Consider the following 23,964-nt stretch of genomic DNA (forward strand, 5'->3'; position numbering starts at 1 on the left):
TTGGTAGCACAGTTACTTGCTGAATCGTACGAGCTGGCTTGTGAATGAAGTCTGCTTAGACGGATGAACCATGCCGTATTTATTGGCTCATAATATTAGCCATAGCGACCTGTAATATAGTCTTCTGTCGCCTTTTGCACAGGCTTAGTAAATACCTGATCGGTCTCACCCATCTCAATCATATCGCCTAAATACATATAAACCGTATAATCAGACACACGCGCGGCTTGCTGCATGTTGTGAGTGACAATAGCAATGGTGTAGTCGTTTTTGAGATCTTCAATCAAATCTTCAATCGCGCCAGTCGAGATAGGATCAAGCGCTGACGTCGGCTCATCAAGCAGTAAAACTTCAGGCTTGGTCGCGACACTTCGAGCGATACATAGACGCTGCTGCTGACCACCTGATAGCGACAGTCCTGATGCTTTGAGCTTGTCTTTCACCTCTGGCCACAATGCTGATTTTTTTAGCGCCCACTCTACGCGGTTGTCCAGCTCAGCTTTGCTGAGTTTTTCATACAGTCGTACCCCAAAAGCAACATTGTCATAAATAGACATGGGGAACGGTGTTGGCTTCTGAAAAACCATGCCGACTTGGGCGCGCAGCAAGTTTACATCGATGTCTTTACCTAGGATATTATTACCATCAAGGTTGATGATGCCTTCTGCTCGCATCCCTGGATATAAATCATACATACGGTTAAATGTACGTAACAGCGTAGACTTACCGCAACCTGACGGACCAATAAAGGCGGTGACTTTTTTATCAGGGATATCGATATTGATGTTTTTTAATGCTTGGAAATCACCGTAATAGAAGTTTAGGTCTCGCACTTCCATTTTTGCAGGAGGCATATTTTTGGGCAAATCATGCAGCGTTTGTTTGGTCAGGCTGGCAGTATCTGGTTGCTGCATTTGCGTGCTCGTAGACATGGATCGATTCAATAAATTGCCAGTTGTCGTATTGAATGTATCAACCGTGCTTTTGGTGCGTGTTTTGCTTGCGACGTCATTCATAATATTATCCAACCTAGCTTAATTGATTTCGTATAAGTGTGAGTAAATGCTTGGTGTTATGTCATCTAGCTTCAGGATTTATTTGACCTGACCTCGATTGCCTATAAATCTTGCCAAAACATTTAATACCAAGACAGATGCTGTAATCAGAAGCGCCGCGGCCCACGCCAATGTGTGCCAATTATCATAAGGACTCATCGCAAACTGATAGATGGTATTGGGTAAGTTGGCAATTGGCTGACCCATATCGGTACTGAAGTACTGGTTGTTAAGCGCCGTAAATAGTAACGGTGCTGTCTCACCAGTGATTCGGGCAAAGGCCAATAACACCCCTGTCGTCAGACCCGCTTTGGCAGCCTTGATCGTCACTTGCGTTACCAATTTCCACTTAGGTGTGCCAAGTGCATAAGCGGCTTCACGCAAGCTGTTAGGCACCAAATTCAGCATGTTTTCAGTCGTACGTACGACGACAGGGATAACAATCAATGCCAATGCCAACGCGCCTGCCCAACCAGAAAAACTCTGACCTTTTACCATTAAAGCATATATGAATAGACCAATGACAATTGATGGTGCTGATAACAAGATATCATTTAAAAAACGGGTGACCTTGCCAAGCATACTGCCTTTAGAAAACTCAGATAAATAGATACCTGTCATTAGACCAATGGGCGCACCGATGAACAATCCTGAAAACGCTAGCATGACTGAACCAACAATCGCATTGCGTAGACCACCTGGGCTCATCGGTGGCGGCGTATCAGCCGTAAATATCGGCAGCTGCACTATGCCTTGAAAGCCTTCAACAAATAAAGTCACCAAAATCCATGACAACCAAAACAACCCAAAAATCATCGCTGACATGGCAAAGCCTAAACCCAACTTATTGGTCCAGCGGCGCTTGTTGTATAGGCTTTGGTTATAACGCCCAGCACTGCTTGGCTTATTAGGCATTGGAGCATTGATCACATTGTTAGCAGGCATAATATTCAATTCCCATATCTTTTATCAATATCTATCAAGGTCTAATGATTCCGTTTGGATCTGATCAGTTGCCTGCTTTGTGATCCATACGCATAAGCATTAATTTGGCTAAAGACAGCACGATGAAGGTGATGACAAACAAGATTAAGCCTAAATGTAATAAAGACGCCAGATGTAGCTCGCTCGACGCTTCGGCAAACTCGTTGGCTAAGGCTGAGGTAATCGTCACGCCTGAGGTAAACAGGCTTGGGCTGATGTTAAAGGCGTTACCAATCAAGAAGGTCACTGCCATGGTCTCACCCAATGCACGGCCAAGCCCCAAGATAACGCCACCAACCACACCAGCTTTGGTATACGGCAGGATAATCTTGAACATCACTTCCCACGTCGTCGCGCCCATACCGTAGGCTGACTCTTTGAGCAGATCTGGCACGACAGAGAAAACGTCACGCATGGTGGCGGCGATAAATGGGATGATCATGATGGCAAGTACCAAAGAAGCGGTAAACATGCCCAAACCCATAGGCGCGCCCTCAAACAACTTACCAACGATAGGCAATGGGCCAATGTGCTCGATGAACCATGGCTGAATATGATCGCCAAAGAATGGCGCAAAGACAAACAATCCCCACATACCATAAATGATAGAAGGGATACCAGCCAATAGCTCAATGGCGATACCGAGTGGTTTTTTGAGGAACTTAGGACACATCTCGGTCAAAAATATGGCAATCCCAAAACTGACAGGAACGGCGATCGCAATGGCGATGAATGACGTCACCAAGGTGCCATAAATAGGTGCGAGTGCACCGTACTCATTGGCGACCGTGTCCCAATTATTACTGGTATAAAATCCAAGGCCAAACGTTTGGATACTTGGCCAAGCACCAATAATGAGAGACACCAAAATGCCCCCTAAAGATAGGAGCACCAGTATGGCAAACGCTTTAGTAGAGTTGACAAATAAAGCATCGTAACGTTTTTGTTTAGCCAGTTGGGACCTTAAGTCTGTCATAAGTGTCTCAGCATTGAATGGGTGAATTCAAAAAACCAGTATTTTCGTTTAGTCTTATGACAGCAAACTCAACCCATATAATCATTGATGATGGTTCTCGACATACCCATCAGTACTATCAATATTATGGTCAAATTTGCTGTGATAAAACCTCTTAAATCACTACCGGAGAATAGTGATTTAAGAGGAGGTTTATAAAGTTATAAAACAATGACTAGCGTAGCAAGATTACTGTGCAGGCTTATAAACAGGCTGACCATCGCTACCTTTTACGTCGTTCCATTTCGCTTTGAACAAGGCAACCGCTGTATCAGAGAATGGGACATAGTCTAGTGACATGGCGCTGTCATCACCTTGAGTGTAGGCCCAATCAAAGAAGTTCAATACACCAGCGACTTGCTGCGGATTCTCTGGTTGCTTATGTACCAAGATAAAGGTCGCAGCAGCGATAGGCCATGCTTGCGCAGTCTCAGAGTTAGTGATGACTTTATAAAAGCCTTCTTGTTGTGACCAATCAATGTCACCTGCAGCAGCAAAGGTCTCAGCAGATGGCTGAACGATGTTGCCAGCGGCATTTTTTAGTGCCGTATGTGACATTTTGTTTTGCTTAGCGTAGGCATATTCCACATAACCAATAGAGTTTTTCATACGGTTTACGTAGCTTGAAACCCCTTCATTACCTTTACCACCTGCACCAGTTGCAGACGTTGGCCATTTGACTGTTTTATCAACACCAACTGTGTCTTTCCAGTCTGGTGAGACTTTGGCTAGATAGTCAGTAAAGTTAAAAGTGGTGCCAGAACCATCTGAGCGGAATACCGTGGTAATTGCTGCATCTGGCAAGGTCAAATCTGGGTTCATAGCAGTGATAGCAGGATCGTTCCACTTGCTAATCTTACCCAAATAGATGTTTGCTAGCGTTTCACCATCCAACTTTAACGCACCAGGCTCAATACCGTCGATATTGACGATTGGCACAACACCACCGATAACTGTCGGGAACTGGATAAGGCCAGATTCTTCAAGCTCTTCAGGTGTCAATGGCGCATCAGAGGCACCAAAATCGACCGTTTTTGATTGAATTTGCTTGATACCACCAGATGAACCAATCGACTGATAGTTGACTTGGCCGCCGGTAGCAGCATTGTAGTCATAAGACCATTTGGCATAGATAGGTTGCGGAAATGATGCACCTGCACCCGTGATATTCATGGCGATATTTTCAGCAGATTTAAAACCTGAAGTAGTAGAAGGTGTCGTTTCAGTTGTCGTGACAGCGCTACTGCTCGTGTCAGCAGTGGTTTCTGCTGTCTCTGTTGATTTATTACACGCCGTGAGCATCAATGTACAACTAACAGCCACTGCCAATAACGAATAACGCATGTAGAGCTCCTAAAGTTTAACAACGGTATGAAAAAGCATCGTTTGTGATATGCATGCTATCTTGCCAAATCTTTATGACAGTTTCATGACAGTTATCACAATCTTTCATTCGCTTTACATAATATTTAGGTAGCACTGCTATATTTTTAATAAATACATATAATATCAACATCTTATAGTCAACACCCTAACATAACCGTACTCATGCAAACCATCAGATGCCATCTTAAGTTGCCATATACTTAGCTAAATACTATTAGCCGTTGGTACAGAATTTTGTTAGTATGAGGGTGATTCACAACACTGACAGACTCGGGGTGCGGTGTGTTATTGACTGACTGATGGTTGGTTCTGATACATTCGCTGAGAGATCACCCGCCGAACCTGATGCGGTTAGTACCGACGCAGGGAAGTCTTAAGCACTTTGTTATTTATGACAAGGGACGCGTAGAAATACCTTTTTATCATCACTACTGTCTTAATATGCGTAATGCATGACCTGATAGCGGCGATCGATACAAAGCTGCGTCTGATATTTGATGACCGATACCTGCGACGATGTTTTTGGTTGCAGGCTTGTACTCACAATATGAACTTGTCTAGATGATTGATGCTACCTCCGCAGATACTGGCGGTGTTGATTTTATTTAAAAACCAACACGCTAGGACAGCATATGACTATTTCAAGCACCACCTCAAATACCCATACCGCTCAAACCCATACTCCAGCCAGTGCCTCACTCAATACCACTGACAGCAAAGCGGATAAAAAAGCTGATGCGCTAAAAACGCCTGCTCACCGCACAGCAAGTGATGCTCGCTTCGAAGAAGATGCGCGCGACTTACACCGTATTTTGCCAGCGTCTCGTAAAGTATATATCGAAGGCTCACGCCCCGATATTCAAGTACCCATGCGCGAGATCACGCTTGACCCTACCCCTGTGCAAGGCTTGTCTGAGAACGAATGGGAACAGAATCCACCATTTTATGTTTATGACACATCAGGCGTTTATACCGATCCTAACGTCGAGATTGATTTGACCAAAGGCTTGCCAAAGCTGCGTGAAGGCTGGATAAATGAGCGCGGCGATACCGAACAATTACGTGGCTTGTCTAGCGCTTATGGACTGGCTCGCGCTCGTGACATCAGCACTGCTAACCTTAGATTTGCTCATATCGACAAACCGCGCCGCGCCAAAGATGTCGATGGCAAAACAGGTAACGTCACCCAAATGTACTACGCACGTCGCGGCATTATTACCCCAGAGATGGAATATATCGCCATTCGTGAAACGCAAAAGCAGCATGAGTTGACTGACATGCGTCAACACGACGGTGAGAGTTTCGGTGCCAATACACCCAAAATAATCACTCCTGAATTTGTGCGTAGCGAAGTGGCGGCAGGTCGCGCCATTATCCCCAACAACATCAACCATCCAGAATCTGAGCCGATGATTATTGGGCGTAATTTCTTAGTGAAAATCAACGCCAATATCGGTAACTCAGCGCTTGGTTCTTCTATTGATGAAGAAGTGTCAAAAATGACGTGGGCAACACGTTGGGGTGCGGACAACATTATGGATTTGTCGACTGGCAATCATATTCACGAAACCCGCGAATGGCTGATTCGTAACTCGCCAGTGCCGATTGGTACTGTCCCTATTTATCAAGCGCTAGAAAAAGTCGATGGCGTGGCTGAAGACCTGACATGGGAGATATTCCGCGATACGCTCATTGAACAAGCCGAGCAAGGAGTGGATTACTTCACTATTCACGCAGGTGTGCTGTTGGACTATGTGCCGATGACTGCCGGACGCCTAACCGGTATTGTGTCACGCGGCGGCTCTATCATGGCGCAGTGGTGCATGGTGCATCAACAAGAAAGCTTTTTGTACACGCACTTTGAAGACATCTGCGAGATTATGAAAGCTTACGATGTCGCCTTTAGCTTAGGTGATGGTCTGCGCCCTGGGTGTTTACAAGATGCCAATGACGAAGCGCAATTTAGCGAACTCAAAACCTTGGGTGAGCTGACCAAAGTGGCGTGGGAGCACGATGTGCAAGTCATGGTTGAAGGACCAGGCCATGTCGCCATGAACCGTATTAAAGAAAATATGGATTTGCAGCTTGATCTGTGTGCTGACGCGCCATTTTATACGCTAGGGCCTTTGACGACTGACATTGCACCCGGCTATGATCATATCACCAGTGCTATAGGGGCTGCGATGATTGGTTGGTTTGGCACTGCCATGCTCTGTTATGTGACGCCAAAAGAACACTTGGGTTTACCTAACAAAAAAGACGTTAAAGACGGCATCATCACTTATAAGATTGCGGCTCACGCTGCTGATCTGGCTAAAGGTCATCCAGGTGCACAGGCACGTGACAATGCCTTATCTAAAGCCCGTTTTGAATTCCGCTGGGATGATCAGTTCAATCTGGCGCTCGATCCAGATACAGCACGTGAATTCCACGACGAAACGTTGCCAAAAGATGCACACAAAGTTGCTCATTTTTGCTCAATGTGTGGCCCTAAATTCTGCTCAATGAAGATCACTCAAAACGTGCGGGATTATGCGGCGGGGCTCAAAGCCTTATAACTAGGTATTAAACTTAACCCAATAGATAAAAATAAAAGCTGCCTTTTTAAGGCAGCTTTTTTACTTTTGCAAACAATCAAATTGGAACAAACTTTTGTGTATAAAATATAGACAAATTCATAGAATAGAGTAATATACTGGTCAATTAGTAATCAAATGTTACTTAAAAAACCCATTCTCTTAAGGTTCCAGTATGAATCATGTCTACCGCGTTGTCTTCAATCGTTCATTAGGTGTTTATCAATGCGTGTCTGAGCTTGCCAAGTCTCGTGGCAAGTCATCAGGTAAATCACAAGTATCTACTAAGCTCATACTTGCTCCATTAGCAGTAGCTATGCTTGGATTGTCGGGGACGGCCATAGCGGCTGATGTTGTAATCAATGATGGACAGCGGACAGAGTATCAAGACGATGTTGCTATTAATGGTAGTGTTTTGATAACGGGTTCAGGCACTGTTATTGCAGCGCCAAACCATCAAATTAACTTCGGTGCAAATCCAAATGGTCAAATTTTGGTTATAGATACAGACGTTTTTATTAAAAATAAGGCCGCTGTAGAAGCAGGTGTCAGTAGTACCGTAGGAGTGAGTAGATTTAGTAGAGTTACTGTCGATAACGCCTCATTAAATGCACCAGCTATAGCGATAGGAGGGCTCGTTGATGGTGAAGTTAACGTTATCAACAATGGAGAGCTAAAGGCTACCGATAAAGTAATATTAGGCTACAGTCCAAACACTACAGGACGTTTGAATGTAGATACCTCAGGCAAGGTTACGACAAATAATCTGATCATTGCCGACGCTGCAGATTCAGTAGGCAACGCGGTCATTGATGGTACTGGAAGTAATTTAACTGCTCAAAATAATACCTTTGTCGGTGATAATGGTATAGGTAGTCTCTCCGTTCAAAATGGTGGTGAACTTACTAGTAACACTCTAGTCGTTGCTAATGATATAGGTTCTTCGGGAAGCAATGTAGTTGTTAAAGGTGTAGGATCAAACATCAACGTTAAAGATAGTTTTTTTATAGGAACAACTGAGGATGGTTCATTAAGCATTAACGGTGCAGGGACTGTTACTAGCGACAAAATATCTGTAGGCGATCTATCAAAGGCTAAAGGTACCCTTTCTATTACTGATTCAAATTCTGTAGCTAATGTTACTTCAAGTCTAATAGTAGGGCGAGAAGGCTCAGGAATTATAAATATTACAAACAACGCTACACTAAATTCTAATAATGCTGATTTAGCTCAAGAAAGTAGCGCTCTAGGCGAAGTAAATCTCTCTAACGGTGGAAAGTGGAAAAACCTAGATACCATTATAGTGGGTGTCGAAAATATAGGCACTATTAATATGACAGGGCAACAATCTCAGATTGAGACCAGCGACCTTTTAGTTGGAGGCGTTAATGGTAAAGGAGTCGTAAATATTAGAGATAAAAGTAGTCTGAAAGTTGACCGAATCACTCAGGTTGGCGGTTTTGACCAAGATAGTCAAAACGCTATTGGAGAGTTAAACATTGATAATGCAAGAGTCGAAACTCTCGGAATGGTGGTCGGTGCATCTGGTAAGGGTACTGTTGATGTCAAAGAAGGTGGTGCCTTGTCTGTAAATGATTTAATTACTGTTGGTAATGAGTCAACAGGAAAAGGCACTATTAATTTAGATGGCGGTTCAAAATTTTTTACGAGTAGCATCGATAGTGAGCGACTCGTAATAGGCAGAGAAGGCAAAGGCATCGTAAACATTAACAACACTTATGATGTTGATGATGGTGCTTGGTCTATTGGAATGGAGATCTCAAAAGATACTATTATTGGTGATACTACAACAGGTATCGGTGAGCTCAATATTGATAGTGCTCTTGTCGATGCTGGTAACCTTATAGTTGGTAATGAAGGGTCAGGGACTCTAAGGGTCGTTAATGATGGATTTTTAGCGGTTGATAATATTTCGCGCGGTGTCGACTCGACACTTTCTGATGTTTATTTTGATCGTGCAGATTTAACTATTGGAAATGACCAGCCAAATCTTTTTGCCAACTTTACCGACAAGCAGCCCATCAAAATAGGTTCAAACGGTCTAATATTTGATGTTATTGATAATGATGTCACGATTAACCCAAATGCTGTACTGATGGGTAATGTAGGCGCTGTGGATTTTGAAGCAGTCAAAGGAGGGTTCGCCAAAGTTGGTACTGGGACTTTGACGATGTCTGCTAATAGCAAGCAATGGACAGGCGAAACTTTAATTACTGAGGGTATTCTGAAGTTGAACGGCGACTATACTATGGCGACAAATGACACGCTAGGTATTGCCCTTGATATCGAAGATGAAGGTAATCTAGAGAGTTATGGTCAATTAGTCGTTAATGGTAATGCTGATATCAGCAAAGGGGCTTTAAAAGTTTACGCTTCTGAAGCTATCGCAGGCATGTCTGGTAGTAATGAGTGGAAAAATATCGTTAGCGCAGACAGTCGTACTGGTGAGTTTGTATCAGTCAGCGATAACAGCCCACTGGTCAGTTTTTACGCAGATTACAGTGACGCTAATGCTGTACATTTAAAAATGGGTACAGCACCAGTTGAGCCTGAGACACCAGTAGTCACACCTGAACCACCAGTAATCACGCCTGAACCACCAGTAGTCACGCCTGAACCGCCAGTAGTCACACCTGAACCACCAGTAGTCACGCCTGAACCGCCAGTAGTCACGCCTGAACCGCCAGTAGTCACGCCTGAGCCACCAGTAGTCACGCCTGAGCCACCAGTAGTCATACCTGAGCCACCAGTAGTCATACCTGAGCCACCAGTAGTCATACCTGAGCCACCAGTAGTCATACCTGAGCCACCAGTAGTCATACCTGAGCCACCAGTAGTCATACCTGAGCCACCAGTTGTTGATACCACGTTTGTAGAATCAGTAAATACTCAGTCTCAACGTAATGACGTAGGCATCGCCTATGTATTAGACAAAGCCATTCAGGACCGTGTGACAAATGGTGACAATGTATTGGCTGATAGCTTGATTAACTCTACCATCAACTTCAATCAGGCTCAGCTTGCGACAGCTACCAATCAGTTACAGCCATTATTTATGGGTGCAACCAATCGTATCATCACTGATGCTAACTATGCAGTGACTGATGCTATCAACGAACATAGCCAGACTACCCCTCAGCGTAACCTTTGGGCTCAACTGCTCGGTAATGACAGTAGCCATGATACCGAAAACGGTATTACTGGCTATGACTCTGAAGGATACGGTGCCATTGTAGGATTAGACACACCTGTCAATAGTGATTTAAACCTAGGCGTTGCTTTCTCCTACATCAAGAGTGATGCAGATACCGACGGTACTAGTCTTGATCAGGAGCTAACTACCAAAAACTGGCAAGTATTGGGATACGGTAATTATACTGTAAGCGAAGCAACTGCTCTAAACTTCCATGCAGGTCTAGGTAACAGTGACGTTGAAGGTGAACGTCGTATGACCATATTGACAGATGCTATTGCAAGCTCTGATTACTCTGTTGATACCTTACAAGCAGGACTAGGCGTTGATCATCGTATTGGCACTCAGCAGCGTAATGTGACTCCGTTCGCCCAAGTGAACTATGCGCGTGCTGAGAGCGACAGCTATCGTGAAACAGGGGCTGGTGTATATAACTTAAATGTCGATGAAAATACCTATGAGTCAATGCGCTGGACTGCAGGGCTGCGTTTGTCACAAGCATTGACACCAACGCTTGCACTCACTGGTCAATTGGCAGCAGCTATTGAAAATGGTGATCGCCGATCTGATATTACGGCAAGCTTCATCAGTATGCCTAATGATGAATTCACTACCATTGGACAAGAAGTTGGCCGCGAAATTGGTATTGCAGGTATTGGTTTGAGCTACACACCAACTATCAATACTAAGCTATCTGTAGGTTATCGTGGTGAGTGGCGTGATAACTATGACAGTCAAGGCGCAAATATTTCCTTACAAACGACTTTTTAATAGTTAATACTGCTGCAGAATAAAAAAGCTTGAATCTAATTATCTTAGGTTCAAGCTTTTTTTATGTGTCTAATTTATTGTAAATTTCGTTATTTTGAACCTAAACTTTCGACGCCTGATAAATCTCTTCGATAGAGGTGTTGATAGTGTCAGCAAACTCGCTATCGCTTTGCTGTTTACTCAATCCTTCGGTAAAGGCACGCGAGAAGCTGGCAATCATACCGGGGTTTTGCTTGAGCTTAGCGCATGCGTCACTACGGCTATAACCACCCGATAGTGCCACTACTTTTAATACATTGGGATGGTCAATCAATTCTTGATAAAATCCTGCTTCCTCTGGCAATGTCAGCTTAAGCATGACTTGTACGCCGTCACTCAAACGTTCAAGATTGCGCAAAATATTGGTTTTGAGTATGACTTCGCATTCGTGCTTATTGCTACTGTTGATATCCACTTCTGGCTCAACGATTGGCATTAGACCTTTCGAGATGATTTGTTTGGCCACATCGAACTGCTGCTGTACGACCAGCTCAATACCATCGACGTTTGGCTCATAGATAACAGAACGCATTTTGGTACCAAATACCGGATAGTTTTTTGCTTTGTCTAATAGCAAGTCTAGATTTGGCATCGGCTTCATCACTTGCACGCCACTCATTTGCTCAGCCAAACCCTTATCTACCTTCAGAAATGGCACGATATTTTTATCTTCCCATAGATAATTGGCGGTTGGCTTACCATTGATTTCACGCTCCATGGTGTCTTCAAACAAAATCGCGCCAAGTACCCGTTCATTATCAAAAGCCTTGCACGTTATGATACGAGCACGCATTTTATGCACCATATCAAACATGGCCTCGTCATTATCGTAATCATCACTACCCACGCCATAAGTTTCTAGCGCCTTAGGTGTACTGCCCCCACTTTGATCGAGCGCCGCGATAAAGCCTGAACTGTTTTTTATGCGCTGTAATTGCTTGTCATATTCCATTGAGAGTGCATCCTGTTTTTATTAATTAAAGTTAAACGTTATAGATTGAGTTTTTGTTAGTTTATACAAATCATGCCATTTTTAGATAACCTTACCATAGGATGCTTTGTCTGCCTATATGGGATACGTGAGCATGGCCTAGATATTTCGATGTGTTAATTTATTAGATATCCATTAACGACATCCTAAATCTATCACGCCAAAAATAGTACCGCCACACAACAAACAGCCAGCCCCAATCCCAGCATGTTGATACGATTAAGCGTCTCTTTGAACACCCCAACCCCTATCAAAGTTGCAACGGCGATGACCCCAACATTCATACCTGTAAAGACGATACTGGGCGATTCGTGCAATACTTGGTGAGCGCGTACATAGGCATAAATATTCCCCATGTTTAGCGCACCCAGTAATACCCCTGCTGCTAGCGCATTGCCTTGCCAGCGCACGCGCGTCACGAGTAAATAGATAAAGAGCAGCAAACCGGCCAAACCAAAACTAAGAAACAACGTCAATGGAAAAGCAGTACCATGTTTGGCGACCTGCTTAAACAATATGTCAATGATTCCATAGCCCGCCCACACGCCAAATAGCCACAATGGCGTCTGTTTTGCTTGCGTGGTGATGTTTTTATGCTGTGGCCGATAGATCAATGCGCCCAATGCCAAAAACCCCAGTACCAACCCAAACACACGCGTACCCGTCAGCATCTCACCAAAAAACAAAAAGGCGGCTACAATCGGAATAATGAGAGACAAACGCTGCGCGGCATCAGTTGCGACCATACCCACTGATTCAATAGCACGTCCAAGAATAATGAACACCGCTGGCAGTAGGATGCCAAGTGCAATGACAATACCCCAAGCACTTCCAAGCGCATTGATACTACTCAGATCAGGCTTTAATAATAACCAAGTGAGCAAAAAGGCGACTGGATAACCGGCAACAATAGTCTGACGGATGTCTATGTTTTTCTGTCGTAATATTTTTAGAAGTACTGAAACGGCGACACTACAAAGCACCGCAATGGTTAAATACATCATACTTTTTTGCCTTATTACGCTTTGATATTTTATGCCAATTGATGTGAATACCAAATCTGCTATCACAGCTAAATTGAAACAAAATTTGAAATGTAGCAATATATTCATCATAGAGTCAGACATTTATCAGTGCTCAAAAGATAAAGTACCAGATAGTGTCTGCTACGTTCAAATTACAATTAGCCTGCAGGTCTGCTGGGTTATTTTGCTAAAATAGCGGGTAACCCCAATCACAAAAGTAAAGATTTGAGATAGCGAGTTTACTCGTTCATCTTGACGTACTGCTATTGATGTTTTATTACTGCCTATGAATGCTCTATTTCGCTTTTTCGAAAACCGTCTGCCCGCCTTTCCTGATACCCCCATGCCATTGCCATCCCCTCGTGATGGTATGCTCAAGTTTTTGTGGGCATGTACCACTGGACTGCGCGGCTGGCTACTGATTTTCATGATTTTGTCCGCTGGTATCGGCATTTATGAGGCCATGCTATTTGCTTGGATTGGCAATATCGTTGACTGGCTGGGTGTATATACGCCGCAGAATCTATGGCTAGAAAAAGGCGATATGCTGCTCCTGATGCTCGCGGTCATGATAGTCAGTCCGATATGGATTGCCTTATCGTCTTTTATCCATTTTCAGACCTTGCAAGGCGTGTTCCCCATGCAGATGCGCTGGCGTTTTCATCAGCGGATGCTGGGTCAATCCATGCAGTTTTATCAAGATGAGTTTTCGGGTCGAGTCTCAGCCAAAGTCATGCAGACGGCACTAGCCGTTCGCGATACGGTGATGACTGTCACCGACATGTTCATGTATGTCTCTGTGTATTTTATCACCTCAGGGGTGATTTTATTCAATTTAGACAGCCTGTTACTTATTCCTTTTATGATTTGGCTGGTCTTGGTTGCGATAACTATTTGGTACTTTATCCCTAAACTCAAGGAGACGGCCATAGTTCAAGCAGATGCGCGCGCGTTGATGACGGGGCGCATTACTGATGCGTATGCCAATATCATGACCGTTAAGCTGTTTAGCCATTCGCGGCGTGAGCTGGGTTATGCCAAAAATGCCATGGGACAATTCCTAGGTACGGTACATGCACAAATGCGCTGGGTCAGTTATTTGGAAGTGTCCACGCATATGATTAGTGTAATTTTGGTCAGTAGTACGGCCGGTATCGGGCTTTATTTATGGCAGCAGGGCGCAGTTGGTGTCGGCGCGATTGCGGCAGCGACCGCCATGGCACTGCGCTTAAATGGCTTAACACGCTGGATCATGTGGCAGACAGCCAGTTTGTTTGAAAGTATCGGTACGGTACAAGATGGTATGCGCACGTTGTCGGCGCCGCAAACGATTGTGGACAAACCTAATGCGCCAGCGCTTGCTGTTACGGACGGTCGCATCGTATTTGACCATGTTGATTTTAGCTATGAAGGGGATGAGGACGAGAGTATAGACGGAGCGCCTCTTGATGCTACTAAGCATACGCCAACCGCATACACCAAATTATTAGACGATTTTCACCTCGACATCAAACCCGGTGAAAAGATTGGTTTGGTCGGACGCTCAGGTGCTGGTAAATCAACGCTCGTTAATCTATTACTGCGCTTCTTCGATGTCGATAGCGGTAAAATCCTGATTGATGGTCAAGCTATCGATGCCGTTACGCAAGAGTCGTTACGCAGGCAAATCGGTATGGTGACTCAAGATACGTCATTGCTACATCGTACTGTGCGTGAAAACATTGCCTATGGTCGTCCTGATGCGACGGATGCAGAAATTATGATAGCGGCCAAACAAGCGCAAGCGTGGGATTTCATCAAAGACTTGTATGATGACAAAGGCAACGTCGGCCTTGATACCCAAGTGGGTGAACGCGGCGTCAAACTATCTGGCGGTCAACGTCAGCGCATTGCCATCTCACGTGTTATGCTAAAAAACGCGCCCATTCTATTGTTAGATGAAGCGACTAGTGCGCTAGATTCTGAGATCGAATATGCTATTACCGAGAGTCTAAACGATATCATGACGGGCAAAACGGTCATCGCTATCGCGCATCGCCTCTCTACCATTGCCGCACTGGATAGACTGGTTGTCATGCATCAAGGTCGTATCATCGAGCAAGGCAGCCATGATGAGCTGTTGGCATTAAATGGCGTTTATGCCCGACTGTGGCAGCGTCAAAGTGGTGGTTTCTTAGGTGAAGATAACTAAGATTCATTGAGAAAAACCACAATAAAACAAATCACAAAAATAAGTCACAAGGAATTGTTTATTTTATGGAAGCATTCACAAATAGTATCAGTCTTAATAGAAAACAGGCGCGCTATTATAACCTTAGCCAATTTAATCAACCGTTAGATTCAAACTCTACTCCACGCGCACCAGCGCACTTTTATGGTGGTAACAGTTTTACGGTTGGTACCTATACACCATTGTTAAGCGCGTTGACAAATAATTTTGAGGTCTGCTCCCTCGCCCTGCGTGGCTACTGGTACGATAAGCCACAAAGCCGTCGCCTCACGCGCGAGCAAGATGCCGACATGCTGATTGAGTTTTTGGAAAAAACCCAAGACAACCCTATCGTTGGCATTGGACATTCGCAAGGCGCAACGGCTACCGCCATTGCAGCAGCCAAACGTCCAGAGTTATTTTCGCAGCTGTATCTCATAGAGCCTGTGACCTTTACCAAAAACCAAGCCACCTTATATAACTTATTACCGCGTAAGCTTTTGCTGAACCGTGAGCCTTTTAAAAGCACGTTAATCAAGCAATCTACTTGGCCGAGCGTCCATGATTATTATGAGAGCCTACGGGCGCAGCGAGCCTATAAACGTATCAGCGATGAGCATTTGCAAGTGTTTGCTGAGCAAAGCTTAAGCAAAAATAAAGATGGTAGCTATACGTTGATATTCGCGCCTGAGCAAGAGCTCGCCAACTATTTTGGCGCACCTCATATTGATGCGGCGCTCAAAAAACTGCACTGTCCGTATACCTTGATTACTGGTAAGCCTACCTTATTCATTAATAACAAAGTGAGAAATCAATGGCAAAAATTTGTCCCAGATAGCAGTATCATCTCGCTGTCAGATTACGGTCATCTTTTACCAATGGAAGCGCCTGAACTGTGCGCTAAAATCATCAATGAGCATTATCAAAACAGCCAATAAGGATTTAAGACAAATAACCTATGACTGATCTCTTTGCCCCTGCGCCCACCGATAATTTACTGCCCTATGATGGTAAGGTGAACGATCTAGGGGTGATTATCGATGACGCCAACACTCTTTATAACACCTTACTCACCGACCTTCCTTGGCAATCAGATATCGTGACGTTGTTTGGTAAGACTCACGTGACGACTCGACAAATCGTCTGGATGGGAGATACAGAGGCAGACTATCAATACTCAGGGCATGTTCGGCAGACAGTGCCATGGTCAAGTACAGTGTTCCACGTGAAACAGTATATTGAGCAAGCTTTAGCAAAAATTGGGGTTATTGCTCATTTTAATACTTGCTTGCTTAATTATTATCCTACTGGCTCTGATGGTATGGGCTATCATGCAGATGATGAAAAAGAGCTAGGTGCTCAGCCAATCATTGCTTCGCTATCTCTTGGTGCGACGCGTAAGTTTGTCTTTAAGCATAAAAAAACTCAAGACAAAGTCGAACTTCATCTTGAGTCTGGTCAGTTAGTTGTGATGCATGGTGACACACAAACCTTTTGGAAACACACCATTACGAAGACTAAAAAGGTATCAGAAGGGCGTATGAGCCTGACGTTTCGGCAGATGGTCTTGAGCTAGTCAGCCTTCAAAACTATCTTGCCAAAGGCATCGCCTTTTTGCAGCTCATGGTGAGCGACAACGACTTCAGAGAGTGGATAGATTTTTTGAATCTTTAGCGTCAGCGCACCATCTGCGACAAGCTTTAGAACTCGTGCCATGTCGTCACCATTACGCTCCGACTTATAACCCGCCACATTTAAGTTCTTTTGACTACCTGCTTCTTTGAGCTTATCTACCCAAATGGTGGGTAATACATAGACATGCCCTTCAGGCTTGATCACGCTAAGCGCTCGTATACCGGCATCACCGCCAACCAAATCTAACAGTACATCCGCTTGCAGCTCAGGGAATGCCTCATCCTTAGTATAATCAATCCAACCTGCCAGCTTAGATTTATCTATTAACTCATCCAGCTTGGCGTACTTTTCTGGTGAGCAAATTACCGTCACTTTGATATTATCTTGCGCCACTTTATTCATGAGCAATTGAATCAATAAATGTCCGACGCCGCCTGCTGGCGCATTGATCACCACATGCTCATCTGCTTTTATATCTGCAAAATCTACAAACTGTAACGCCGTTTGACCAATACAAGGCAATGCCCCCGCTTGCTCCAAGGTGACATTTTCTGGCACTTTTGCAAGCAACTTGGCATCTACTGCCGCATATTGTGCATAGCCGCAACCACTAAAACTCAAAGCGGCCACTCTATCGCCGATAGCAAACTCGTCGCTATTACTGCTGACTACTTCGCCTGCTACATCAAAACCTAAAATTGCAGGCTGATTATTATCGAACTTTTCTGTTTGGATGGCAGCCGCTCCCCAACCCTTACCTTGACGTGTTTTATAATCGACAGGGTTGATGCCAGCATAGGCAATTTTTATCAATACTTGGTCGTCAGTCAGTTCTGGTACTGCCACATCTTCGTGGTATTGCATCACTTCAGGCTCGCCAAATTCACGTATGAGCACCGCATGCTGAGTATTTGGTATTTGATTATTAGACATCGTTATATATCCTTATATGTTATCGGACGATTTATTTTGCGCCCATTTTTTGATTGACACTTTATTTGATAAAGGCTGCATTTTATACAAGCTTAATTTTATAGAGCTTTTCTCATTATTTTTTTAGTACTTTATCGCTATTTTATAGCAAAGCCAATTCTGCGCTAATTGGCAGATGATCTGATAGCGTTGACCATGGTTTGCCAGTGTGTACCCAAGCGTCCTTAACAACCAGATTGCGTACATAGATACGATCTAGGCTGAGTACGGGTAACTTGGCTGGGAACGTCGGCATTAGCTTGCCATGGCAATGTTTAAAGGCTTCGGTCATACCAAGATCATGCGCCAGTTTATCGCAAGACATTTTCTTCCAATCATTAAAGTCGCCTGCCAAAATCAATGGCTGATCATCAGAAATCTCATGACATATATAGTTAGTAATGGCTTCATACTGCTTAATACGATCACGCTCAAACAGATTTAAATGCGCGCATAACACAACGACAGGTCGCTCCCAACCGATAGGCTGTACCTCACAGTGTAAGACGCCGCGTTGCTCAAGTTTATTGACGGTGATATTGACATTGTGTTTTGGATCTAACGGAAATCTGCTCAATACGGCATTGCCATGATGGCCGTTCTCGTATTCTGAGTTTTTACCATAGCTGTTTTCTAGATCTAAAAACTCGCCAAACCATTCGTGCTGCGACTGATCTGGGTATTCGTTGTATTGTATGTTGCGCTTGAGGTTTTGTCCTTGCACTTCTTGCAAGCACAGTATATCTGCACCCGCAGCTTCTAGTGCTTTAGCAATACCTTGCATTTTTACTTGGCGGTTTAGTGGTGACATGCCTTTGTGAATATTGTAGCTGGTCAGCACAAAAGAGGTGGTAGTCATAATTTCGTTCGTCATAAAAAGATCAGCAAGCAGATGAATACGCTACTGAGTATAACAGCAGTCGTATTTATCAGCAGCAGTTAATCAGAGATAACTCGTAGTAGTATTGCTAAGAGAAACTGATAAATAGATCATAGTCTTTATGACTCAATACGATAAAGCACAACCAATGCGCCATATGGCTAACAACGATCGTGCTGGTTAAAATTAATGCTACATGATGCCATTGATAATTTAAGATAAATGACTATGTTACTGATTTGTTTATATCCAAAGGCGTCATACGTGGAATATCTGGCATATCTGTCAACGCAGGATCAATAACAGGCTGTGGATTGTGAACGATACTATTGATATGAGCTTTTAGTTGTAAAAAATGACTGTCTGTCACAATATCAGGAGAACGAGGCCGTGCGAGCGGCACTTCAATAATCTCTTGTACCTCACCTGGATTGGCCTTTAGCACAACGATACGATCTGACAGTAATACTGCCTCATCCATGTCATGCGTAATAAATACGATGGTAATATCAATATTGCGCCACAAATCTAGCAAATGCTTCTGCATTTTTTGACGCGTGTAAGGATCAAGTGCGCCAAAAGGCTCATCCATGATCAATACTTTTGGCTCATTGACCAGCGCTCGCGCAATCGCAACACGCTGCTTCATACCGCCAGACAGCTGATGTGGATAGTGGTTTTCGTACTTGGTCAGTCCAACCACATCAAGCCACTCACGAGCGCTACGCTCTGCACTCGACTTGCTGCGACCGCCCATAATAGGACCAAACATGACATTTTCTTTCACCGTCTTCCAAGGAAATAACGTATAACCTTGAAAAACCATGCCACGACTGGCGCTTGGGCCTTTGACTTTTTCTTTATCAACGATCACCTCGCCGCTAGGATACGCATCTAAGCCTGCAACGATACGACCCAATGTTGATTTACCGCAACCAGAAGGCCCAATCACACATACAAACTCACGCTCATAGATTTTTAGGCTGACATCTTTCAATATTACTTTTTGGCTACCACCTTGATCAAACGATTGTGTCAGTTGATCAACTTGCAGCACCACATCTCGCTGATAAAGCGCTTTGAAATAATCATCAGTGGCACCGCTATGGGTGGTGCGTGCACTATCTGTAGGGACGGAAGAGACCATATCGTTATTTATCATTTAAATACTCGCTTTCCATTTGAAGAGTTTTTTACCGAGTTGGTACAACAAGATATCTGTACCTAAACCGATAAACCCAATGAGTAGAATACCTGCATAGACGTTATCAAAATGTTGGTAGCGGGCTTGTTGCACAATAAACCATGTAATACCGGACGTCGTCCCTATCAGTTCAGCGACAATCAAATACGTCCATGCCCATCCCAGTAGAACACGCAGGTCTCGATAGACATCAGGCAAGACGGCAGGCAGCAGTACATAAAAGAAGCTTTTTAGTTTGGTTGTGCCTAGCGTATAACCTGCCTCAATAAGACCGAGATCCATAGTACGCGTGGTATTTGCAATGATTAGAATCTGTTGAAATAGAGTCCCAATCACGATGATGGCAATTTTTGGTCCATCGTAAATACCAAGCACCGCCACGGCCAAAGGTCCAAATGCTGGCGCTGGTAGATAGCGAAAGAACTCTATGAAAGGCTGAGTGATTTGTGCGATTTTCTGAGAAAACCCGCACAGCAGACCTAGTGGTATACCGACGATAGATGAGATAAAAAAAGCGATAAATACCGTACGGATACTCTGCCAGAGACTCTCATGTAACCATGGCCCATCAGCTTGTGTAGGCGAGGTGACAAACGCAGTGACCATCGCTGTGGCTACCTCATCAGGTGCTGGCAAGTAAACAGGATTGACCAACTTTCCTTGCGGCGGTACTGCATCAGAGGCCATCGCATCCTGTGCCTCACGGTAAAATACCTCTTTATCAATGCGGCTGCCCTCTTGTAGATAGGTACTCGCGCCAGCATCGGTAATCTCAACCTGCGGATGCCAAATAAAAGGAAGGTAGCTGACCGCACACCATATTAAGATTGGAATCAAAAATGAGAGTACATTGAGCCCAAGCGTGGTTTTCTTGGTTAAATATGTATTGATATGACTCATGGGCTACCCTCTAAAACGATGATAAAGACTCAACAACCACTGCCTTTGTAATAAATAAAACGGCAACTATCCTTACTGATTAATCAAATCAGGATAGATCAATTTATCTATATCCAGCGTTTGATCATAAACTTTATTATCAATATTGAACTGATTGACGTGATAGCTAGACCCATAAATAGAGCTCAGCTCATCAGACTTCGCAAAAATCTTTTCATTGTCTTCCAGACTCATCAATTTCGTCCCATTCAAGAAAGCACTATATTGATCAGCAGGGACATTGACCTTGTTAGACATAATGCTGATCGCATCATCTCTAGTCGCTGGATCATTGATATAGTTGACGACCTTGCCCCATACCTGAATGATCTTGGCGTACTCTGCCTTGTGCGCAGATAGACTGGCGGGACTGACGGCTAGCGTGTCATAAATAAGACCCGGCTTATCCGCTGAGGTATAAATAGCCTTTGCACTTGGTACATTTTTTAGTGCTTGATTGGCATTGGGCTGCCAGATAGAGACGGCGTCAATACTGTCATTTGTGAAGACTTGTGGTAGCTCGTTTGTGGTTGCATTCACCAGCGTTACATCAGCTTCTGTCAACCCATTGTCAGCCAGCGCGCTATTGAGCAGTAAATGATCTACCAAGCCCTTTTCGACACCGATTGATTTGCCTTTTAGATCTGCTATGCTGGTGACCGAAGGTTTAGCAATGATCTGATCATTACCTGCTGAGTAGTCATTGACCAAAATAATGATGCCCTCACTACCGCTCGCAGCGTTGACTAAGTTGTCACCGTTGGTCACAGAGATGGCATCCAACTGGCTGGACGCAAAAGCAGATAATGAGGCTGAGTAATCAAACCATTTAAACTCAACATTCACGCCAGCTTCATCAAACCAGCCTTTATCAATTGCAATTTGCCATGCTACCCAGCCAGGCCAATCACTGTAACCGATAGAGATTGGATCATCATTTGAGGCAGTGACTTTTTCTGGTGCCGCCTCCCCTTCAGATGCTGATACGGTGGCCGTGTTGTCACAACCAAATAGCATAAAGCTTGAGAGAACCGCAAAAGTAAATAAGCGTCGATTCATGAGTCTTGCTCCTTGAATAAAGACAAGCCCATTATGGGAATGTCCGTTGATTATTGTTTGCAATACCACGAGAGAGAATATTACTGGCGCTACTATTTTGGATCATATTCAAATTGAGTCAGTCTGAATGCTGATTAATTAAGCAGCCATCTAAGTAACCGATTCTGTTTGCTTGGCTATATAAGCTTTCCAACCACCGAATGCGGTCACATCTGTACCACCTTCAAACCCATATTCTTCACAAATGAAGCTCTTAACCCAGCGCCCGTCTGCCAATTCAACATTACCAATGCCTAATGGCGTAGGCACTTCGTTGACGATTTCGCCAAATCTCGCTTTAGGGATTTGCCAGACTTCTACTGCAATCGAGCGTCCTTCTTCGTGTCGTTTCAGTCCTGGTTTGGCAGGCGTTGATCCTGCCAATGCAAAGAGCTGATAAGTGGCTGCCGTTTGAGTTTGCTCAGACAATACACCGCCTCTATCAGTCAGCTGATAATTGAGCGGCATACCACTCAAATGCGCACCAACTACGGCTAATGCCACACTGCTGTCACTGTCATCGGTACTTAGTGGAATAAGCGATTGCGGTTGATCAGATTGAGTTGTTCGCGTTTGAGAGGTGTCGGAGTGATAATGATGGTGAGAAGTTCCCATTGGTATATCTAGAGCAGTTTGCCATTGATGTCCAAAGTTGGCTAAGGCTTCATCATGCCAGCCCATAGCGATAAAGGTCACACCGCGCGGCAAGCCATCTCTAGCAATTAGATTCGGTAACGCCAACGCCGACAAGTCCGCTAGATTCACAAAATTAGTATAAGCACCCATGTGACTGTTTTTCGTTAACGGGTCAGCATTGACCGCATCGATGGTATAGATAGTCGGCGCAGTTGGCACCATTAATGCGTCAAATTCAGATAGCATTTGTTGAATACGGCGACTTAATGCAGCACGAGAATACTCAGCACTCATCGCATCAACCGCATTGTAGTTCTCAGCTTGACTGATGATTTGGCGAGTGACAGGCAACAATGTGTCACGCTCGACGAGCTGATCAATGGCAAAGGTGCGTTCACTAACCCAGCTGTCGTTATAGAGTGCATCTGCTAACTCATTAAAGACGGTAAAGTCTATCGGCGTGATCTCATAACCCATCGTCTGTAGCTGCGAGATGGCTATCTCAAAAGCCTGCTCTGACTCGGTATCACCGTAAAACTCTAAGCTATCAGGAATAGCAATTTTGCCAAGACTAAAGGCGACTGGCACAGTGGCAGGATGGATACGACTGTAATCATCCTCTTTATCGTAGCCCTTCATTAGCTGTGCTACGTGCCACGCATCATCAACACCCAGTGCAAAAATAGAAATCACATCATGTAATCGACAAGCGGGAATGAGACCCTTACTGGAGAACCAGCCTTTTGTAGGCTTCAAACCCACTATGTTGTTGTGACCCGCAGGCACACGTCCAGAGCCTGCTGTATCCGTTCCTAATGCAAAAGGAACGATGCCATTTGCCACACTTACCGCAGAGCCGGAGCTTGAGCCACCACTGATATAGTCAGGATTGAAACTGTTGGCCACTGCCCCATAAGGTGAGCGCGTACCTACCAGTCCTGTCGCGAACTGGTCAAGATTGGTTTTGCCGATGACGATGGCACCTGCTGCCTTTAGCTTGGCGATCACATGCGCGTCTTTGCCAGCCAAATACAAAGGATCTGTACATCCTGCCGTGGTATGAAACCCTGCCACATCGATGTTATCTTTTACCGCAAACGGTATGCCGTATAGCGGTATGCCGTATAGCGGTAAGTCTTGGGAGTTTTGCGTGGCGATACTGTCAATCTGAGCGGTCAGCTGCTCAGGAGTCGCAATCTCAATCCAAGCATTATTGTCATTGCTGATACCCACCACATAATCCAATAGATCACTTAGCTGGGTAGTTCCTTCGGCATAAGCGCTTTGCCAATCTTTGATCGTCCAATTCTTTTGCATAGTTGCTCTCTCTATTAT

The 23,964-nt window shown here is 44.4% G+C and carries 17 protein-coding genes and 1 riboswitch; of the genes, 5 read left to right on the plus strand and 12 right to left on the minus strand.

What is annotated here, in order from left to right; all coding sequences use genetic code 11:
• Positions 1-95: 95 nt before the first annotated feature.
• The 4 genes from pstB to pstS all read right to left on the minus strand — a co-directional run bounded on the left by pstB (position 96) and on the right by pstS (position 4,398).
• The gene (gene pstB, locus I6E86_RS01935) at positions 96-1,016 is read right to left on the minus strand and encodes a phosphate ABC transporter ATP-binding protein PstB (protein ID WP_194363408.1); all 921 of its coding nucleotides are present in this window, start codon (positions 1,014-1,016) and stop codon (positions 96-98) included.
• Positions 1,017-1,094: 78 nt separating this feature from the next.
• Positions 1,095-2,000, minus strand: a complete 906-nt coding sequence (gene pstA / locus I6E86_RS01940) for a phosphate ABC transporter permease PstA (protein ID WP_197174824.1) — start codon at positions 1,998-2,000, stop codon at positions 1,095-1,097.
• A gap of 64 nt (positions 2,001-2,064) precedes the next feature.
• Positions 2,065-3,015: a phosphate ABC transporter permease subunit PstC gene (gene pstC / locus I6E86_RS01945; RefSeq protein ID WP_197174825.1), complete on the minus strand. Its 951-nt coding sequence runs from the start codon at positions 3,013-3,015 to the stop codon at positions 2,065-2,067.
• Between the two features lie 228 nt (positions 3,016-3,243).
• Entirely contained in the window at positions 3,244-4,398 is a 1,155-nt protein-coding gene (gene pstS / locus I6E86_RS01950; RefSeq protein WP_197174826.1) for a phosphate ABC transporter substrate-binding protein PstS, read from the minus strand.
• Positions 4,399-4,701: 303 nt separating this feature from the next.
• Positions 4,702-4,826: riboswitch (TPP riboswitch) on the plus strand.
• A 246-nt stretch (positions 4,827-5,072) separates the two neighbouring features.
• On the opposite strand from pstS, the gene thiC reads away from it, so the two are divergent.
• The gene (gene thiC / locus I6E86_RS01955; RefSeq protein ID WP_197174827.1) at positions 5,073-6,998 is read left to right on the plus strand and encodes a phosphomethylpyrimidine synthase ThiC; all 1,926 of its coding nucleotides are present in this window, start codon (positions 5,073-5,075) and stop codon (positions 6,996-6,998) included.
• A gap of 193 nt (positions 6,999-7,191) precedes the next feature.
• Positions 7,192-11,001 (plus strand): autotransporter domain-containing protein, encoded by a 3,810-nt coding sequence (locus I6E86_RS01960; protein WP_197174828.1) that lies wholly within the window; start codon positions 7,192-7,194, stop codon positions 10,999-11,001.
• Positions 11,002-11,101: 100 nt separating this feature from the next.
• Here I6E86_RS01960 and I6E86_RS01965 read toward each other — a convergent pair whose 3' ends face one another.
• Both I6E86_RS01965 and I6E86_RS01970 read right to left on the minus strand, forming a co-directional pair.
• Positions 11,102-11,992, minus strand: coding sequence for a fructose bisphosphate aldolase (locus I6E86_RS01965; protein ID WP_197174829.1), 891 nt, complete (start codon positions 11,990-11,992; stop codon positions 11,102-11,104).
• A 194-nt stretch (positions 11,993-12,186) separates the two neighbouring features.
• Entirely contained in the window at positions 12,187-13,035 is an 849-nt protein-coding gene (locus I6E86_RS01970) for a DMT family transporter (protein WP_197174830.1), read from the minus strand.
• A 307-nt stretch (positions 13,036-13,342) separates the two neighbouring features.
• Here I6E86_RS01970 and I6E86_RS01975 point away from each other — a divergent pair, with 307 nt between their 5' ends.
• From I6E86_RS01975 to I6E86_RS01985, 3 genes are all read left to right on the plus strand, one after another.
• Entirely contained in the window at positions 13,343-15,247 is a 1,905-nt protein-coding gene (locus tag I6E86_RS01975) for an ABC transporter ATP-binding protein (RefSeq protein ID WP_197174831.1), read from the plus strand.
• Between the two features lie 65 nt (positions 15,248-15,312).
• Complete coding sequence (locus I6E86_RS01980) at positions 15,313-16,203, plus strand: alpha/beta fold hydrolase (RefSeq protein WP_197174832.1); 891 nt, start codon at positions 15,313-15,315, stop codon at positions 16,201-16,203.
• Between the two features lie 20 nt (positions 16,204-16,223).
• Positions 16,224-16,841 (plus strand): alpha-ketoglutarate-dependent dioxygenase AlkB family protein, encoded by a 618-nt coding sequence (locus tag I6E86_RS01985; RefSeq protein WP_197174833.1) that lies wholly within the window; start codon positions 16,224-16,226, stop codon positions 16,839-16,841.
• On the opposite strand, the gene I6E86_RS01990 is transcribed toward I6E86_RS01985, so the two are convergent.
• The 6 genes from I6E86_RS01990 to atzF form a co-directional block, all read right to left on the minus strand.
• The gene (locus tag I6E86_RS01990) at positions 16,838-17,833 is read right to left on the minus strand and encodes an NADP-dependent oxidoreductase (RefSeq protein ID WP_197174834.1); all 996 of its coding nucleotides are present in this window, start codon (positions 17,831-17,833) and stop codon (positions 16,838-16,840) included. The two genes, I6E86_RS01985 and I6E86_RS01990, sit on opposite strands and share 4 nt — an antisense overlap.
• Positions 17,834-17,975: 142 nt before the next feature.
• Positions 17,976-18,731 (minus strand): endonuclease/exonuclease/phosphatase family protein, encoded by a 756-nt coding sequence (locus I6E86_RS01995; protein WP_197174835.1) that lies wholly within the window; start codon positions 18,729-18,731, stop codon positions 17,976-17,978.
• A gap of 247 nt (positions 18,732-18,978) precedes the next feature.
• A complete protein-coding gene (locus I6E86_RS02000) occupies positions 18,979-19,899 on the minus strand; it encodes an ABC transporter ATP-binding protein (protein WP_197175034.1) in 921 nt (306 codons plus the stop codon).
• A gap of 15 nt (positions 19,900-19,914) precedes the next feature.
• Complete coding sequence (locus tag I6E86_RS02005; RefSeq protein ID WP_197174836.1) at positions 19,915-20,856, minus strand: ABC transporter permease; 942 nt, start codon at positions 20,854-20,856, stop codon at positions 19,915-19,917.
• Between the two features lie 72 nt (positions 20,857-20,928).
• Complete coding sequence (locus I6E86_RS02010) at positions 20,929-21,954, minus strand: ABC transporter substrate-binding protein (RefSeq protein ID WP_197174837.1); 1,026 nt, start codon at positions 21,952-21,954, stop codon at positions 20,929-20,931.
• A gap of 150 nt (positions 21,955-22,104) precedes the next feature.
• A complete protein-coding gene (gene atzF / locus I6E86_RS02015) occupies positions 22,105-23,946 on the minus strand; it encodes an allophanate hydrolase (protein ID WP_197174838.1) in 1,842 nt (613 codons plus the stop codon).
• Positions 23,947-23,964 lie beyond the last annotated feature (18 nt).

The organism is Psychrobacter sp. SWN149, assembly GCF_015864565.1.
Taxonomy (GTDB): Bacteria; Pseudomonadota; Gammaproteobacteria; order Pseudomonadales; family Moraxellaceae; genus Psychrobacter.

Bases quoted from the DNA above. Each gene is read 5' to 3' on its own strand.
- pstB (WP_194363408.1), bottom strand. From the start codon at position 1,016: ATGAATGACGTCGCAAGCAAAACACGCACCAAAAGCACGGTTGATACA.
- pstA (WP_197174824.1), bottom strand. From the start codon at position 2,000: ATGCCTGCTAACAATGTGATCAATGCTCCAATGCCTAATAAGCCAAGC.
- pstC (WP_197174825.1), bottom strand. From the start codon at position 3,015: ATGACAGACTTAAGGTCCCAACTGGCTAAACAAAAACGTTACGATGCT.
- pstS (WP_197174826.1), bottom strand. From the start codon at position 4,398: ATGCGTTATTCGTTATTGGCAGTGGCTGTTAGTTGTACATTGATGCTC.
- thiC (WP_197174827.1), top strand. From the start codon at position 5,073: ATGACTATTTCAAGCACCACCTCAAATACCCATACCGCTCAAACCCAT.
- I6E86_RS01960 (WP_197174828.1), top strand. From the start codon at position 7,192: ATGAATCATGTCTACCGCGTTGTCTTCAATCGTTCATTAGGTGTTTAT.
- I6E86_RS01965 (WP_197174829.1), bottom strand. From the start codon at position 11,992: ATGGAATATGACAAGCAATTACAGCGCATAAAAAACAGTTCAGGCTTT.
- I6E86_RS01970 (WP_197174830.1), bottom strand. From the start codon at position 13,035: ATGATGTATTTAACCATTGCGGTGCTTTGTAGTGTCGCCGTTTCAGTA.
- I6E86_RS01975 (WP_197174831.1), top strand. From the start codon at position 13,343: ATGAATGCTCTATTTCGCTTTTTCGAAAACCGTCTGCCCGCCTTTCCT.
- I6E86_RS01980 (WP_197174832.1), top strand. From the start codon at position 15,313: ATGGAAGCATTCACAAATAGTATCAGTCTTAATAGAAAACAGGCGCGC.
- I6E86_RS01985 (WP_197174833.1), top strand. From the start codon at position 16,224: ATGACTGATCTCTTTGCCCCTGCGCCCACCGATAATTTACTGCCCTAT.
- I6E86_RS01990 (WP_197174834.1), bottom strand. From the start codon at position 17,833: ATGTCTAATAATCAAATACCAAATACTCAGCATGCGGTGCTCATACGT.
- I6E86_RS01995 (WP_197174835.1), bottom strand. From the start codon at position 18,731: ATGACTACCACCTCTTTTGTGCTGACCAGCTACAATATTCACAAAGGC.
- I6E86_RS02000 (WP_197175034.1), bottom strand. From the start codon at position 19,899: ATGGTCTCTTCCGTCCCTACAGATAGTGCACGCACCACCCATAGCGGT.
- I6E86_RS02005 (WP_197174836.1), bottom strand. From the start codon at position 20,856: ATGAGTCATATCAATACATATTTAACCAAGAAAACCACGCTTGGGCTC.
- I6E86_RS02010 (WP_197174837.1), bottom strand. From the start codon at position 21,954: ATGAATCGACGCTTATTTACTTTTGCGGTTCTCTCAAGCTTTATGCTA.
- atzF (WP_197174838.1), bottom strand. From the start codon at position 23,946: ATGCAAAAGAATTGGACGATCAAAGATTGGCAAAGCGCTTATGCCGAA.